The following is a 15,809-nucleotide window of genomic DNA, read 5'->3' as shown; positions in this document are numbered from 1 at the left end:
CCGATCGGACCGAAGGGTAGTGTTCTGCCCCACCGGGCAGTGACGGACGAGAGGTCCAGGGATGGGCGACACACAGGGCGACGAGCCGCCGACCGGCGATTCCCCTGACGCCCTCACGGACCGGGGGTCCGGGCCGGCCGCCGCACCCGCGGCCGCGCCGGCCCGGACGCCCAGCCGCGCCGAGACCACCCGCCAGGCCCTGCTCAAGGCCGCGCGGGAGGTCTTCGGCGAGGCCGGTTACACCGCCGCCGGCATAGCCGAGGTGGTCCGCCGCGCCGACGCCAGCGTGGGCGGCCTCTACCACCACTTCGACGGCAAGGCCGACCTCTTCCTCGCCCTCTGGGAGGACTTCCGCGCCGCCCAGGCGCACGCCGCCGCGCAGGCCGTCTCCCGCCGCCGCGCGTCCGGGGAGAGCCACCCCCGCGCGCTCTTCCTCACCGGCACCCGCGCCTACCTCGAACACACCTGGGCCCGGCGCGAGATGGCCAAGCTCTTCTACACCGGCGACACCCCGCCGGGCTTCGACGTGATGGGCCGCCGGAACCTGCGGACCTGGATCCACCACAACGCGACCCTGCTCGGCACCAGCCGGGAGGAGCCGGGCGACCGTACGCTGCTCATCGCGCTGACCACGACCATCGCGGAGATCGGCCGCGAACTGGTGGCCTGCGACGACGCCTGCGAGGCGGCCGCCCTCACCGACAGCGCCATCGAACTCATCGACGGGCTCTGCGACTTCGCCCCGGGCGGGGTGCGCCACCCGGCCCGGCAGCCTCAGATGCGCTGACCCGGCGTCTGCGTCGTGTCGCGCTGGCGCGGCAGGGCGACCTCCGCCGTCCCCCTGCCGCCGTCCTCCTGACGGAGCATCACCGTGCGGGTGGGGTAGGAGATCTCGATGCCCTCCTCCCGGTAGCGGCGGTGCAGGCGCTTGAGGAACTCGTGCTTGATCCGGTACTGCTCGCCGTACTCCGAGGTCCGCAGGATCACGGAGAAGTCGATGCGGGACTCGCCGAAGGTGTGGAAGCGCACCGCGGGCTCGTGCGCGGGCACGCCGCCCTCGACGCCGGCCATCACCTCGCCCGCGACCTCCACGGTCACCCGCTCCACGTGCTCCAGGTCGTTGCCGTAGCCGACGCCCGCCTGCACTATGAGCGACATCTGCTGCTCGGGCTGGTGGTAGTTGGTGGCGATGGCCCCGGCCAGCTTGGCGTTGGGGATGATCACCAGGTTGTCGGAGAGCTGCCGCACCACGGTGTTGCGCCAGTTGATGTCGACGACATAGCCCTCCTCGCCGCTGCTCAGCCGGATGTAGTCACCGGGCTGCACGGTCTTGGAGGCGAGGATGTGCACACCGGCGAAGAGGTTGGCGAGGGTGTCCTGGAGCGCCAGGGCGACCGCGAGACCGCCGACACCCAGGGCCGTTATCAGCGGCGCCACGGAGATGCCGAGTGTCTGGAGCAGGACCAGGCCGCCCATGGCCAGCACCGCGACGCGGGTGATGTTGACGAAGATCGTCGCCGAGGCCGCCACACCGGACCTCGACAGCGCGACCGCCCGCACCGTCTCCGCCACCATGCGGGCGGCGGCGACCGAGGCGGCCAGGATCAGCAGGGCGACCAGCACCTGGTTGACCGTGCGGTCCACCGCGTGCTGGAGCGGCAGCGCGGCGGCAGCCGCCCAGACGCCGGCGGCCAGGACGGCCCACGGAACCGCGGTGCGCAGCGCGGTGACGACGATGTCGTCCCCGTCCCACCGCGTGCGGGTGGCCCGTTCCCCGAGCCAGCGCAGCGCCAGCCGCAGCGCGACCGCCGCCACCGCGCCCGCGGCGACCCAGGCGCCGGCGACCATCAGGTCGTGCATCGTCAGCGCGCGGTTCACCGGCCCGCTCCGGCCGTGCGTACGGATCCACCCGCGGGACGGGGTGCGTGCTGTGTCGTCACTGGTCGCCTTATCGTTCTGGGGACGTCGAAGGACCGCACCGGACATCACTCGTCCGTGTGCGATCTTCACCATCCTGCCGCAGTCGTCACGGTGCGCGCATGTCGCGGACCGGCCAACGGGGAGCATCGCGCCACGGGTTGGGCGGCGCCCGGCGCGCCGGGGCGGCGCACACGGCGGCCGGTCCCGCCCCCGTCAGTAGCGGGAGCGGACCGGCCGCCGCGGCGCGCGCGGCCTACCGCGCGCCGTCCGGCACCCGGGCCCAACCGCCGGACCGGGCCGTGAAGGTGCCGCGGCCCTGGGTGCGGCTGCGCAGCCGGGTCGCCCAGCCGAACAGCTCGGCCAGCGGTACGGTCGCGGTCAGCACGGCCGTGCCCGCCCGGACGGCCTGGCCGGTGACGCGGCCGCGGCGGGCGGCCAGGTCACCGAGCACCCCGCCGACGGCCCCGCCGGGCACCGTGACGGTGACCTCGGCCACCGGTTCCAGCAGGGCGGTCCCGCCCGCCCGCAGCGCCTCGCGGAGCGCGAACCGGCCCGCCGCGCGGAAGGCCGCCTCCGAGGAGTCCTTGACGTGCGTGGCGCCGTCAGTGAGCGTGACCCGCAGGCCGGTGACCCGGTGACCGCCGAGCGGCCCCTCGGCAAGGGCGTCCCGGCAGCCGGCCTCGACCGCGCGCACGTACTCCTTCGGCACCCGGCCGCCGGTGACCGCCGAGGCGAACACGAAGTCGTCCTCGTGGGGCTCGACGTCGATCACCACGTGGGCGAACTGGCCCGCGCCGCCGTCCTGCTTGACGTGCCGGTGCACCCACCCCGTCACGCCGCGCACGACGGTCTCCCGGTGGGCGACCTGCGGGCGGCCGACGGCGACCTCCAGCCCGTGGGCGCGGCGGACCTTCTCCACCGCCACCTCCAGGTGCAGTTCGCCCATGCCGGACAGCACGGTCTGGCCGGTCTCGGCGTCGCTGCGGACCGTCAGCGACGGATCCTCCTCCACCAGTCCGGCCAGCGCCGTCGCCAGCCGGCCGGTGTCGGCGGCGCGGCGCGCCTCGACCGCGACGGTGACGACCGGCTCGGCCGTTCCGGGCGGTTCGAGGACCAGGGGCGCCGCCGGGTCGCACAGCGTCGCCCCGGCGCCCGCCGCCTTCACGCCGACGACCGCGACGATGTCGCCGGCCACCGCGCGGTCGACGTCGATGTGCCGGTCCGCCTGGACCCGCAGGATGCGGCCGACGCGCTCGGTGCGCCCGGCCCGTGCGTCCAGCACCGTGTCCCCCTTCCGGATCGTGCCCTCGTACACGCGCAGATACGTCAGTCGTCCCGTCGCGGTCGCGGCGACCTTGAACACCAGCCCGGCGAACGGCTGCCGCGGGTCGGCCGCCGTGCGCACCGGCGGGACGTCCAGCGGCGACGGCAGGTACGCCACCACGGCGTCCAGCAGCGGCTCGACGCCGCGGTCGCGGTACGCCGATCCGCACAGCACGACCACGCCCTCCCCGGTACGGGTCAGGTCGCGCAGCGCCGCGCGCAGGGTCGCCTCCGCCACCGCCCCGTCCGCGCAGAACTCCTCCAGCGCGGCGGGGTGCAGCCCGGCCACGGTCTCCTCCAGCAGCCGCCGCCGGCGCCGCGCCTCCTCGCGCAGCGCCTCGGGCACCTCGCCGTCCTCGTACGTCCCTCCACCGGCCGGCCAGGTCAGCGCGCGCATACGCAGCAGGTCCACCACCCCGGTGAAGCCGTCCTCGCGCCCGACCGGCAGCTGCACCACCAGCGGGACGACGCCGAGGCGTTCGGCGATCGACGCGACCGCCGAGTCCAGGTCGGCCCCGGCCCGGTCCAGCTTGTTGACGAACGCGATCCGCGGCACGCCGTGCCGGTCGGCCTGCCGCCACACCGACTCGCTCTGCGGCTCGACACCGGCGACGGCGTCGAAGACCGCGACGGCGCCGTCGAGCACGCGCAGCGAGCGTTCCACCTCGTCGGAGAAGTCCACGTGGCCCGGTGTGTCGATGAGGTTGAGCCGGTGGCCGTCCCAGTCGCAGCTCACCGCGGCGGCGAAGATGGTGATGCCCCGGTCGCGCTCCTGCGGGTCGAAGTCGGTGACCGTGGTGCCGTCGTGGACCTCGCCGCGCTTGTGGGTGGCGCCGGTGAGGTAGAGGATCCGCTCGGTGACGGTGGTCTTGCCCGCGTCGACGTGGGCGAGGATGCCGAGATTGCGGACGGCGCGGACAGTGGTCAGGGGTCGGACGGTGCGCATGGCCCGTTGCCTTTCGGACGATCAGGTGATCGGGAGGAGGGCGGCGCGATTCCCGGACGGCGCGCCCCGGTGCCGGGGCGCGGGTGCCCCCGCGGTGACAAGCGCGGCGAAGGCCGCGGTCCTGCGGGGGATCAGAAAGTCGTCGCGGGCGTCCGGTGCCGGCCGCGCAGCGGGCACCGGGCCGCGGAGGACACCAGGATCACCTCGTGGCCCGACCGGGGAACGACGGCTGCGGTGCGGCAACGCACGGCCCGGCTCCCCTCGTTCGGCACGGAACGCGCCGCGGTGTCGGTGCGGCGCGTGATCGAGGGCGAGCGTAGCGGGCGGCGGGCGTCCGGGTCACCGGGTTTTCTCCCGCCGCTGTCACGCCGTCCCGCCGCCTTCGCCCTTCGCCCTTCGCCCCATCAGCTCCCGCAGGCGCCCCGCCAGGCGTAGCCGGGCAGCAGGTGCTGCCAGCGCTGCCGGTCCGAGGGGCCCGCGAGACGGCACAGGCGGGCGGTGCGATGGCGGACGTCGGGGTCCCAGAGCCGGATCGTGCCGTCGTTGCCCGCGCTGGCCACGGTCGCGCCGTCCGGGCTGAAGGCGACGCTCCACACGGCCCGGGTGTGCCCGGTCAGCGTGGCGGTGAGCCGTCGTGCCGCCGGGTCCCACAGCCGGACGGTGCGGTCGTTGCCGCTGCTGGCGAGCGTCCGCCCGTCCGGCGCGAAGGCGACACCCCGCACGGAGCCGGTGTGGCTGGTGAGGACGCCCGCCGGGCGGGCGTGCGGCACGTCCCACAGTCGCACGCTGCCGTCGTTGCCGCTGCTGGCGAGCCTCCGCCCGTCCGGCGCGAAGGCGACACCCCGCACGGAGCCGGTGTGCCCGGTGAGGACGGCCGCGGCGCGCCGGGTCCCGGTGTCCCACACACGCAGCGTCAGGTCGTCGCTGCCGGTGGCCAGCAGGCGGCCGTCCGGGCTGAAGGCGACGCAGTTCACGAAGTCGGTGTGCCCGGTGAGGACGGCCGCCTGGCGCCGTGCGGCGATGTCCCAGAGGCGGACCGTGCGGTCGGCGGAACCCGTCGCCAGGGTCCGCCCGTCGGGGCTGAACGCCAGCGCGAACACGGCACCCAGATGGCCGCTCAGGACCGCCGCGCTCCGCCGCGTCCGGGTGTCCCACAGCCGTACCGTGCGGTCCCCGCCCGCCGAGGCCAGCCACCGTCCGTCGGGGCTGAACGCGACGTCGTAGACCGGGCCGATGTGACCGGTCAGGGTGTACGCGAGCACGTGGCGGGCCATGTCCCAGACCCGTACGCCGCCGTCGCCGCCGGCCGAGGCCAGGGAGTGCCCGTCCGGGCTGAAGACGGCCTTCCACACCTCGGTGACGGGCGAGGCGGCCAGGGTGCTGCGGCGCAGGTCCCACAGGACGACGGTCCGGTCGAAGCCGGCGCTGGCGACCAGGTCGCCGCCGGCGGCCACGGCGACGGAGAGCACGTAGTCGGTGTGGCCGGTGAGAGTACCGACCGGCAGGCGGGTGCGGGTGTCCCAGCGGATGACGGTGCCGTCGCCGCCGGCCGACAGGACGGTGCGGCCGCCGGGCCCGAAGGCGAGGCCGTTCACGTCGTCGTCGTGGCCGGTGAGCGTCGCCGTGCGGCGCAGGGTGGCGACGTCCCGCAGTTGCACGGTGCGGTCGGCGCCGCCGCTGGCGAGGGTGCGTCCGTCGGGGCTGAAAGCGAGGGCGAGCACGTCGCCGCTGTGGCCGCGCAGGACGGCCACGCTCCGACTCGTCCCGGTGTTCCGGGTGTCCTGGGTGTCCTGGGTGTCCTGGGTGTTCCACAGCCGCACCGTGCGGTCGGCCCCCGCCGAGGCGAGCAGCGCGCCCCGGGGGCGGAAGGCCAGCGCGAGGACCTCGTCGGTGTGGCCGGTGAGCACAGCGGTCCTGCGGCGCGTGGCGACGTCCCACAGACTGATCCCGCCGTCACCGCCCGCCGAGGCCAGCGTGCGCCCGTCGGGCGCGAACACCACGGCTCGTACCGGCCCTTGATGAGACGTCAGGACGGCGACGAGCCGGCGGCGCGGCACGGACCACAGCCGGACGGTGCCGTCGGTGCTCGCGGAGGCGAGCAGCAGGCCGTCGGGCGAGAAGACCACCGACCGGACGGGCCCGTGGTGCCCGGTGAGCACTGCCGCGCCGGTCCGGGAGGCGACGTTCCACAGCCGGACCGTGCGGTCGGAGCCCGCGGAGGCCAGCAGCCGCCGGTCCGGGGAGAAGACGACCGCGTTGACGGCGCCCGTGTGCCCGGTGAGCCGCCCGGCGAAGGCGTCGGCCTGCGTACTGAGCAGCGCGCCGCGGGCCTCGGTGGTGGGCGCGGTGCGGTAGGCGGCGTCGGCCAGCAGCATCGCCGCCTCGGGGCGGCCCACGGCCAGTTCGGCGGAGCGCGCGGCCATGGCCTGCGAGAGCGCGGTGGCGCGCTGCCGGTCGGCGGCGAGCCGCTGCTCCACGGCCACGCCGCCCGCCAGCACCGCGAGGACGAGCAGGACGGCCAGCACCGCGACCCCGATCCCCTGGTGCCGGGCCCGGCGGCGTACGAGCAGGCGGCGCAGGTCCTCCTCGCCGGTGGAGGCGGTGAGGAAGGCGTCCTCGACGGGGCTGAGTTCACCTGGCCGGGGGCCCGGCCCCGCCGCCCACTCGGCGGTGGCGGCGAGCCGGGTGCCGCGGTAGAGCAGCCCGGGGTCGCGGCCCTCGCGTTCCCATTCGCGGGCGGCCGCGGTGAGTTGCTGGTGCAGCAGCAGGTCGGCGCGGGCGGCGTTCACCCAGGTCCGCAGCCTCGGCCAGGCGCGCAGCAGCGCCTCGTGGACGATCTCCACGTGGTCGGCGCCGACGGTCAGCAGCCGTGCCGCGACGAAGGCGTCCAGTGCGGCGCGGGCGGCATCGGCGTCCGGCAGTCCGTCGAGGAGGTCCGCGGTGCCGCGGGGCCGCCGGGACTGCTCGTTGTCCTCGCCGACCCGCACCAGCCGCAGCAGGAGCCGCCGGGCGGCCTCCTGCTCCGCGGGGGACAGCGCGGTGAACAGGGCCTCGGCGGCGGTCGCGACGGACCCGTGGATGCCGCCGGCGGCGAGGTAGCCCGCGACGGTCATGGTGCGGCCCGAGCGCTGCCGCCACGTGGCCATCAGGGCGTGGGCGAGCAGCGGGAGCGTGCCCGCGGGGCCGCCGGGAGATGCGTCGTCCTCCCGCCCGGCGCCGGCCTGCGTCTGCGCACCGAGGTCCCGCAACAGGACCTCGACCAGGCCGGGTTCGAGCTCCGTGCCCTCCTCCTCGGCGGGCCGCACGATGCACGAGCGCAGTTCCCCGGGGCTCATGGCGCCCAGCGCGAACAGGCCGTCGCTGACGACCGGCACGAGGGAGGGATGCTCCAGGCAGCGGCCCGTGACGTCGGCGCGGATCCCCAGGACGACCGCGACGTCGGCGGACGCCGCGATGCCGGTGAGCGCGGCGACGAAGGCGCGCCGCTCGGCCTCGTCGTCGCAGAGGGTGAAGGTCTCCTCGAACTGGTCCACCACGACGACCAGGCCCGCGCCCTCGGCGCCGGGTCCGAGGGCCGCGACGAGAGCGGACGCGCGGACGGCGGGCGGTGCCTGCTCCGGCAGGCCGTCGAGCCCGCCCACGGACGGCACGGCGCGCAGCGCGTGGACCAGGGCGTCCAGCGGCCGGGCGGTCGGCGTGCACACCACCACCGGCCAGTGCCCGTACGGGCCCCCGGCCAGACCGGGCACCAGACCGGCCCGCAGCAGCGACGACTTCCCCGCCCCGGACGGCGCCACCACGGCCAACGGCCCCTTGCCGACGCGCAGGAGGAAGCGTTCGAGGAGCGCGGCGACGGCCCGTTCGCGCCCGAAGAACCGCGCCGCGTCCTCGGTGCCGTACGCGGACAGCCCCGGATAGGGGCAGGGCGCCGCGGCGTCGTCCCCCGGCGGCGGCACGGACGGCAGCAGGGCGAGCAGACCGCCCCCGGCCTCCAGCGCCTCGTCGCAGAGCCGGGCGAGATCGGCGTTGACCGGCTTGCCGCCGGTCTCGATCTTGCTCAGGTACCCCTTGCTGTAGTGCGTGAGGCGCGCGAGCGCGGCCAGCGACAGGCCGCGCTGCAGCCGCAGTTCACGCAAGGCCGGACCGAACGCCCTCTTCGGCGCCGTAGGTGCGGCCGGCTCGTCTGGTGTCCGGTCCATCGGCTCCCCGCCGCGTACGGCGTGGTGACGCCGTTGCCTGCCACCGGCGGTTCCGCCGGTGTGCCCTTCCGCACGATCAGGAGGGGCGGCGGGTGGGTCACGGTTCCCGGGGACGCCGCGGCGGGGACGCGCACGGGCGAGAACCGGCCACAGGCCGGCGTCGGCCCACCACCCCCGTGAGAGGTGGGACGACTCCGGCCCGTGGCGGTCGGGACGGCCGCGCGGCGGTGACCGCGCGGCATCCCCGTCGGAGGGGACCTCAGATCGCGCCGCCCGGGGCCCCGCAGCTCGGCACACCGGACAGCCAGGCGTCACCCTGCATGTAGATGTTGGTGATCCAGCCCTGGTACTCCGGCAGGTACGACCAGGCGCTGTTGGTGTAGCCCTCGGCCGTGACCTGCTCCGCGTACTTCTGACAGGACACCGCGACGTTCGTCGGGCCCGCCAGCCGCGCCACCACCGCCGAACCCGCCGCCGGGTAGCTGTGGATCGCGACCCCGGTGCCCCACGTGCGGTACGGGCTCGCCCCTGCCGGGGTCGAGGTGCCCTTGCCGTCGCAGGCGGGGACGCCGGACAGCCAGGCGTCACCCCGCATGTAGATGTTGGTGATCCAGCCCCCGTACTGCGGGAGGTAGGACCAGGCGTCGTTGGTGTACCCCTCGGACGTCACGGACTGGGCGTGCGTCTGGCAGCTGACGGCGACGCTCGTCGGGCCACTGAGCCGCGCCACCGTGCTGCCGCTGGTGGTGGACGGTTCGGAGCGGATCGCCACATCCGTGCCCCAGGTGCTGTACGCGCCGCCCTGGGCGACGTCGCCCCCTCCGCCGGACCCGGTCTGCGGGTCGTGGGCCGAGCCGGAGCAGGTCGGCACCTCGGGCAGCCAGGCAGGGCCCCTGAGGTAGATGTTGCTGATCCAGCCGCCGCGGTTGGACAGGTACGTCCAGGCGTCGTTGGTGTAGCCCTCGGCGGTGACGGTCTCCCCGTGCTGCTGGCACGTGGCGTACACCAGGTCGGGGCCCGACAGCCTCGTCACCAGCGCGGCGGTCTTGTTGGGGTGCTGCCGTACGGCGACATCGGTGCCCCAGGTCACCTGGAGCGTCCCGTCGTAGCCGGGCGGCTCGGTGAACGGTCCGCCCTGCGGCATGCGTGCGACGCCGACCAGGCGGTTGTCGCTGATGCGCGCGTTGATGTCGATGACCCGGACCGGGTGCTGCGACTGGTACGCCTCGACGACGTAGCCGCCACCGAGGTAGAGCATCACGTGGCTGATGCTGCCCACCGTGCCGCCCACCCCGGTGAACACGATGTCCCCGGGCTGCAGGTCGGAGACGGCCGGCTTGCCGCCGCCGCTGCCGTGGACCGCCTGGTACGTCCGCCCCGCGCCGATGTACATGTCCTGGGCGGTGCCGCCGCCGAGGATGTCCCGGCCGACGGCCTTGTACCAGGCCCAGCGCACGAAGCCCGAGCAGTCGAAGCCGCGGGTGAACGGGTCGTTCCAGGTCTCCGCCAGGTCGTGGAGGTCGAGCGTGCCGTAGCTCGCGCCCGGGGCGGGGCCGTGGCCGCCGCCCCAGGTGTACAGCGTCCGGTTGCGCCACTCCTGGCAGGCCGCGTCCGCCGCGCGGTGCGCCTCGTCGGAGCCGATGCCCTGCAGCGCGCACCAGTTCTGCTCCCTGGTCCCCTCCGCGTGGGCGGCGGCGGCCGGCAGGAGCGCGAGGAGCAGTGCGGTCAGCACGGTGGCGACCAGCCCGCCTCCCCAGCGTCGTGCTCTCATGTGGTGATCCCCCCTCGGGCGGCGGCGCCTCGGGCCGCCTCGCTCTCGCGTCGGCCCTCACGGTGGCCTCCAACGGGCCGTCGCGGACAGGGGTTTCCCGTTTCCTCTTGATCCCGCGACCGGAAAACCCCTGGTGAGCGCGGTCAACCGGGCTGCACGGCACAGGGGATGACGGCGCGCCGGGCCTCGCGGGGACCGCCGTACCCGGCGGACGGACCCACCCCCGGCGCCTCCGCCCGCACTTGTCCGGATCTCGCCGTTCCGCTTCCCGGCCGACGGCGCGCGACGGCTTCGACGTCACGGTCGTCGTGCACCAGGGGGAGTCCCGCCTCCTCCGCGGCAGGCACGGCGATGCTCACCCTTGGCGGTGAGGCCGCACGGAGCGATCAGCCGGGCCCCCATTGCCTTCGTCCGCGAAATCCCGCGGATCGCGCAGGGCGCGCAGCCGGCGGTTGCGGGCGACGATCTCACGCTGGGCGGTGTTGACGGTGTCCCGCTTCGTGGAAGTGCCCAGCACCTTGGCCGCGGCTTCCCACGCGTCGCCGTCGAGACCGATGACGGTTCCGCTCATGAGCCCGCCTCGGCGCGGACCAGCCGGCATTTCGACGCGGGCACCGGCGACGCCGGGGTGATGCGCGTCAGCGCGTGGTGCGGACACCGTCCAGGGCGACACCCAGGACGCGGTCGCGCTGGCCCTCGTCAGGGAAGGCGGTGGAGCTGATGCCCGAGACCATGCGGAGCAGGTCGTCGAAGGAGAAGTCGGTGCGGGCCTCGCCGGCCTTCTGGGCGCGTTCGAGGAGCGGGTAGCCCGCCTGGTACATGGAGTCGCGGCAGGCCAGGAAGACGTCGGACTCGTTGTTGAGGGCCTCGCGGATGGCCCGCTTGGTCACGGTGTAGTCGACGAAGCGGCGCAGCCAGGCGGTCAGCGCCTCCCAGGGCTCCAGGGCGGCGACGTCCTGGGCGACGCGGCACAGGTCGTTGACCTCGTCCGCGTAGACGGACTCGAAGAGGTGCCGGCGGGTCGGGAAGTTCCGGTAGAGCGTGGCGATGCCCACACCGGCGCGGCGGGCGATGTCCTCCAGCGAGGCGTCGGCGCCGTTCTCGGCGAAGGCCTCGCGGGCGGCCGCCAGCAGGGCGTCGTAGTTGCGGGCGGCGTCCCTGCGGTGCGGGCGCTGGGCCGCGACGATCTCGCTGACGGGAAACGGCTGGGCCGTCACTTCTGCCTCCCCGGCCGGAACATTTGAAGTGGAGGTGAGCCTCCGCTACAGTGGAGGCGTACCTCCACTTTAACAGCAGGGGGCGCACTTCCGTCGACACGTGTCACCACACGCGCCGGCAGCGCCTCGATAAGCACTGATGTGCCCCGTTACGGGCCTTGCACCGACGCAAGCCCTTCCTCTGACTTCCGGCGGACGCCTGCGCGCCCCACGCGGCCCGCGCCCCGCCCGCCCGTCCCGTACCACCAGCCCGCTCACATCGCCGCCGGACGTATCCGCGCCCGGCCGTGCCCTGTCCGGATCCGGAGAGGCTCCTTCATGCCCCGACGCTCCACCCGCCTCACCTTCGCGGTCCTCGCGACCGGTGCGGGCGTGTTCTCCATGCTGCAGTCACTGATCGCCCCGGCCCTGCCGACGGTCCAGCACGCGCTGCACACGTCCCAGTCCACCGCGACGTGGGTGATGACGGCGTACCTGCTGTCCGCCTCGATCTTCACGCCGATCCTGGGCCGCCTCGGCGACCTCATCGGCAAGAAGCGCACCCTCGTCGGCGTCCTCGTCGTGCTGACGCTCGGCTGCCTGCTCGCCGCGCTCGCCCCGACGATCGGCGTCCTGATCATCGCCCGCGTCGTCCAGGGCATCGGCGGCGCCCTCTTCCCGCTGTCCTTCGGCATCATCCGCGACGAGTTCGCGGCGAGCCGGGTCAGCCCCAGCATCAGCAACCTGTCCGCGGTGATCGCGGCGGGCGGCGGCGTCGGCATCGTGGCGGCCGGCCCGATCGTCTCCGCCCTCGACTACCGCTCGCTGTTCTGGATCCCGGTCGGCATCGTCGCCGTCACCGCGCTCATAGCCTTCCGCTACGTCCCCGAGTCCCCCAACCGGGCCGAGGGACGCGTCAACTGGCTCGGCGCCGTTCTCCTGTCCGGCTGGCTCGTGGCCCTGCTGCTGCCGCTCAGCCAGGCCGGCAACTGGGGCTGGACCTCGGGCCGCGTGCTCGGGCTGTTCGCCGCCGCGGTGGTGCTCTTCGCCCTCTGGCTGACCGCCGAGGCCCGCTCCCGCAACCCGCTGATCGACCTGCGCATCATGCGCCTGCGCGCGGTGTGGACGACCAACACCGCCGGCCTCCTGTTCGGCGCCGGCATGTACGCGATCTGGTCCTTCCTGCCCGGCTTCGCCCAGACCCCGCGCGCCGCGGGCTACGGCTTCGGGGCGAGCGTCACCTCGGCCGGCCTGCTGATGCTGCCGATGCTGGTCGCGATGTTCTTCTCGGGCGTGCTCAGCGGCCGCCTCGAACCGGTCGTCGGCGCCAAGCGCCTCCTCGTCGCCGGCTCCGCGCTCGGCGCGTTGGCCTGCGGCATCCTCGCCGCCTGGCACGACCAGCAGTGGCAGGTCGCCACGTCGGCCGGCATCTTCGGCCTCGGCATCGGCCTCGCCTTCGCCTCCATGGCCAACCTCATCGTCCGCAGCGTCCCGCCGGAGCAGACCGGTGCCGCCAGCGGCATGAACGCCAACATCCGGACCATCGGCGGCTCCATCGGCGCCGCCGTCACCAGCGTCCTGGTCACCAGCCGCCTGCAGCCCTCCGGCCTCCCCTACGCCTCCGGCTACACCCACGGCTTCGCCCTGCTCGCCGTCCTGCTCCTCGGCGCGGCCCTCGCCGCTCTCCTCGTCCCGGCCCTCCACGGCCGGCACGCCACGGCGGGCGTCGTCCGCGCCTCGGACACCCCGGCCCTGGCGCAGACCACGGCCGAGGCGGAGCCGGTCACCAGCGGCTGATCCCGTCGCACCTTTGGGCTGCCGCCGGCCACGGGAACCCCGTGGCCGGCGGCGGCTCACCCGTGCGCGGTGAAACGGCCGCGCGCGGTGGGCCGCCCGGGTCCCCTGGGCGGGCGGGGGCGGCGGCTGCCGCCCGCTCCGGGCGGCCGCCGGCGGCCGGGACGGGCCATCAGGCCGCCTCGGGAAGGATGTTCTGCTCCACCCACACCGTCTTCCCCGTCGCCGTGTAGCGGGTGCCCTGGGCCTCCGTGAGATGGGCGACGATCGACAGGCCCCGGCCGTTCTGGTCGCTGGGGGTGGACTGGCGCGGATGGGGCGCGGAGCTGCAGACGTCGGAGACCTCGCAGATGAGGGCCCGGTCGCGGATGAGGCGCAGCCGGATCGGGCCGCTGGAGTAGCGGACCGCGTTGGTGACGAGTTCGCTGACCACCAGCGTGGTGGTGAACGACAGCTCCGGCAGGCTCCAGTGGGTGAGCTGGCCGTCGGCCCAGGCCCGGGCGGCGGAGACGGCGGCGGGGTCGTTCGGGACCTCCCACGTCGCGACGTCCGCCGGGTCCAGGGTGCGGATGAGGGCCGCGAGGAGCACCGGCTCGGAACGGCCGCCGGCGCCCGCGGCCAAGGCGACCGAGACGGCGGTGTCGACGGCGTCCTCGGGGTCGTCGCCCGTCGGCGGCAGGATGCGGATCACGGGGGCGGCGCCCGTCCCGTCGTCCGTGCCGCAGCTCAGCAGCAGGGTGCTCCCGGAGGGCACGTCGAACTCCGCCGCCGGAGCCGCGGCCAGGGGCGCGCACTCCTCCGCCCCAGCCCGGTCGGGCGGGGACATGTCCGCGGGGAAGGCCGGTTCGGCCCCGGCGTCACCGCCGGAGGCGGTCGTGCAGCGGCGGGTGACAGGGTCGTACACCGCGAGCAGGCAGTGCACGGGGATGCGGGCGGCCCCCGCGCGGCGGCCCAGCCGCGCGATGACCTCCCCGGGGTTCATGTCCAGCAGCAGCAGGGCCCGGATGGCCGCCCTGACCTGGCTCATGCCGGCCGTGGCGGTGACCCCCGAGCCCCCGGCCGTGCCCGTGACCAGGGCGACCCGGGCACTGGGGAGCGGGACGACGTCGATCCAGGACCCGGGCGCCGACGACTCCGGGACGTGCCCGCGCACCGCGTCGAGCGCGCTGACGGCCGGGGTGTCCGACTCGTGCAGGGCCTCCTGGAGGATCCGCGCGGCGGCCTCGTGGACGAGCCGGCGCCGCTCGTGGTCCAGGAGCAGGGCGGCGCGGCGGCCCAGCCGCCCGGCCTCCCGCAGGTCGGCCTGGGAGAAGGCGGGCGACCCCGCCGTGCGGTAGAAGGCCGCGAGCCCGAGCAGCACACCCCCGACGTCGAGGGGCACCACGAGCACGGAGTGCGTGCGGCTGCCGCGCATCAGCCGCGCGCGCACCGGGTCGCGCAGCAGCCAGGAGGTCCTGGGGTGCAGATTGAGCACGATGCGCGGGCGCAGGTCGACCAGCGACGCGCGATAGGGGGTGCGCGGCGGCAGTTCGCTGACCTCCCCGACCTCGTACGCGTGGAGCATCACGTCGGGGCGGACCGCGCGAAAGGCACCGCGCCGGAAGTCGAGCACGGTCGCCGGAAGCCCGGACATCGCCGCCCGTTCGCTGACCGTGGCGTCGGAGACCTCGACGGCGGCGTAGTCGGCCACCGCGGGCACGGCGGCGTCGGCGAGTTGCTGGGCCGCCTCGTACGACTGGGGCTGGTCCGGCGGGACGGACGGGGGCTGGTCGGTGACGCGGTACATGTCGGTTGCCTCGGTTGGACGGGTACGTCGGCTGTGACGGCTTTCAGTCGTTGTCTACGAGCCTGCCAAGGCGGCGGTCCCACCGCATCCCGCCGGGCCCGCAGTCGTCATCCGTGGCGGCCCGCAGTCCTGACTGCGGGTCTCCCGCAACGCCGTCGGCGCGGGCTGCCCCTTCCCCGGCGCGGATCTACCGTTGCACCTATGGAAGTCCCCCGCCGCCCCGACGGCAGGCACCCTTCCGCCGCGACCACGGTGGTGCTTGCCGACGACCACCTCGTGGTCAGGGCAGGAATGCGCCTGCTGATGGCCGCGGAACCGGCCTTCGACGTCGTCGCGGAGACCGCGACCGTCCCGGAGACCCTCGACGCCGTGCGCGAGCACCACCCCCGCGTACTGGTCCTGGACCTGACCATGTCCGGCCGGTCCAGCCTGCCGACGATCCCTGGCCTGCTGTCGGCCTCCCCCGGCACCAGGATCCTGGTCCTGACGATGCAGGAGGACCCGGCGTACGCCCGCGAGGCGCTGCGCACCGGGGCGGCCGGCTATCTGCTCAAGGAGGCCGCCGCCGACGAACTGCTGGCCGCCGTGCGCCAGGTCGCCGGCGGTGCCACGTACGTGCAGCCGTCGCTGGGGGCGCGGCTGGCCGTCGAGAACCTCGGTTTCCCGGGCCACGGCGAGGAGCCGCTGACCGACCGGGAGACCGACGTGCTCACCCTGCTCGCGCTCGGCCACACCAACCAGGAGATCGCCCGGCGCCTCTATGTCTCCGTGCGCACCGTGGAGACGCACCGCTCCCGGCTCCGCGACAAACTCGGCAAGGACAGCCGCGCCGAACTGATCGCCGTCGCCCGGGAACGCGGACTGGTGGCCTGAC

General features: G+C 74.9%; 10 protein-coding genes. 3 read left to right on the top strand and 7 right to left on the bottom strand.

The genetic code is table 11. The features are described from left to right. Positions 1-61 precede the first annotated feature (61 nt). Positions 62-787, top strand: coding sequence for a helix-turn-helix domain-containing protein (locus tag ABZ883_RS00650; RefSeq protein ID WP_360899159.1), 726 nt, complete (start codon positions 62-64; stop codon positions 785-787). Here the strand turns inward: ABZ883_RS00650 and ABZ883_RS00645 are convergent. The 6 genes from ABZ883_RS00645 to ABZ883_RS00620 form a co-directional block, all read right to left on the bottom strand. Continuing rightward, positions 775-1,878, bottom strand: a complete 1,104-nt coding sequence (locus tag ABZ883_RS00645) for a mechanosensitive ion channel family protein (RefSeq protein ID WP_360899156.1) — start codon at positions 1,876-1,878, stop codon at positions 775-777. The two genes, ABZ883_RS00650 and ABZ883_RS00645, sit on opposite strands and share 13 nt — an antisense overlap. 295 nt (positions 1,879-2,173) lie before the next feature. Next, on the bottom strand, positions 2,174-4,189 hold the full coding sequence (fusA, locus tag ABZ883_RS00640) for an elongation factor G (protein ID WP_360899153.1): 2,016 nt from the start codon (positions 4,187-4,189) through the stop codon (positions 2,174-2,176). A 404-nt stretch (positions 4,190-4,593) separates the two neighbouring features. Continuing rightward, positions 4,594-8,388: a helix-turn-helix domain-containing protein gene (locus ABZ883_RS00635; protein WP_360899150.1), complete on the bottom strand. Its 3,795-nt coding sequence runs from the start codon at positions 8,386-8,388 to the stop codon at positions 4,594-4,596. Positions 8,389-8,647: 259 nt separating this feature from the next. Next, positions 8,648-10,159, bottom strand: coding sequence for an NlpC/P60 family protein (locus tag ABZ883_RS00630; protein ID WP_360899147.1), 1,512 nt, complete (start codon positions 10,157-10,159; stop codon positions 8,648-8,650). Positions 10,160-10,514: 355 nt separating this feature from the next. Next, positions 10,515-10,730 (bottom strand): type II toxin-antitoxin system VapB family antitoxin, encoded by a 216-nt coding sequence (locus tag ABZ883_RS00625; RefSeq protein ID WP_360899144.1) that lies wholly within the window; start codon positions 10,728-10,730, stop codon positions 10,515-10,517. A 67-nt stretch (positions 10,731-10,797) separates the two neighbouring features. Beyond that, on the bottom strand, positions 10,798-11,376 hold the full coding sequence (locus ABZ883_RS00620) for a helix-turn-helix domain-containing protein (RefSeq protein WP_360899141.1): 579 nt from the start codon (positions 11,374-11,376) through the stop codon (positions 10,798-10,800). Between the two features lie 318 nt (positions 11,377-11,694). Between ABZ883_RS00620 and ABZ883_RS00615 the strand changes: the two genes are divergently transcribed. Next, complete coding sequence (locus tag ABZ883_RS00615) at positions 11,695-13,152, top strand: MFS transporter (protein ID WP_360899138.1); 1,458 nt, start codon at positions 11,695-11,697, stop codon at positions 13,150-13,152. Positions 13,153-13,321: 169 nt separating this feature from the next. Here ABZ883_RS00615 and ABZ883_RS00610 read toward each other — a convergent pair whose 3' ends face one another. Beyond that, positions 13,322-14,935, bottom strand: a complete 1,614-nt coding sequence (locus ABZ883_RS00610) for a SpoIIE family protein phosphatase (RefSeq protein ID WP_360899135.1) — start codon at positions 14,933-14,935, stop codon at positions 13,322-13,324. Positions 14,936-15,136: 201 nt separating this feature from the next. Here ABZ883_RS00610 and ABZ883_RS00605 point away from each other — a divergent pair, with 201 nt between their 5' ends. Beyond that, positions 15,137-15,808 carry a response regulator transcription factor gene (locus tag ABZ883_RS00605; protein WP_360899132.1) on the top strand — a complete coding sequence of 224 codons (672 nt, stop codon included), beginning with the start codon at positions 15,137-15,139 and terminating at the stop codon, positions 15,806-15,808. Position 15,809: the final 1 nt, after the last annotated feature.

This window comes from Streptomyces sp. NPDC046977, from assembly GCF_040644455.1.
Classification (GTDB): Bacteria; Actinomycetota; Actinomycetes; order Streptomycetales; family Streptomycetaceae; genus Actinacidiphila.
The sequence above is the reverse complement of the archived record's forward strand: the minus strand, read 5'-3'. Positions and strand labels throughout refer to the sequence as shown.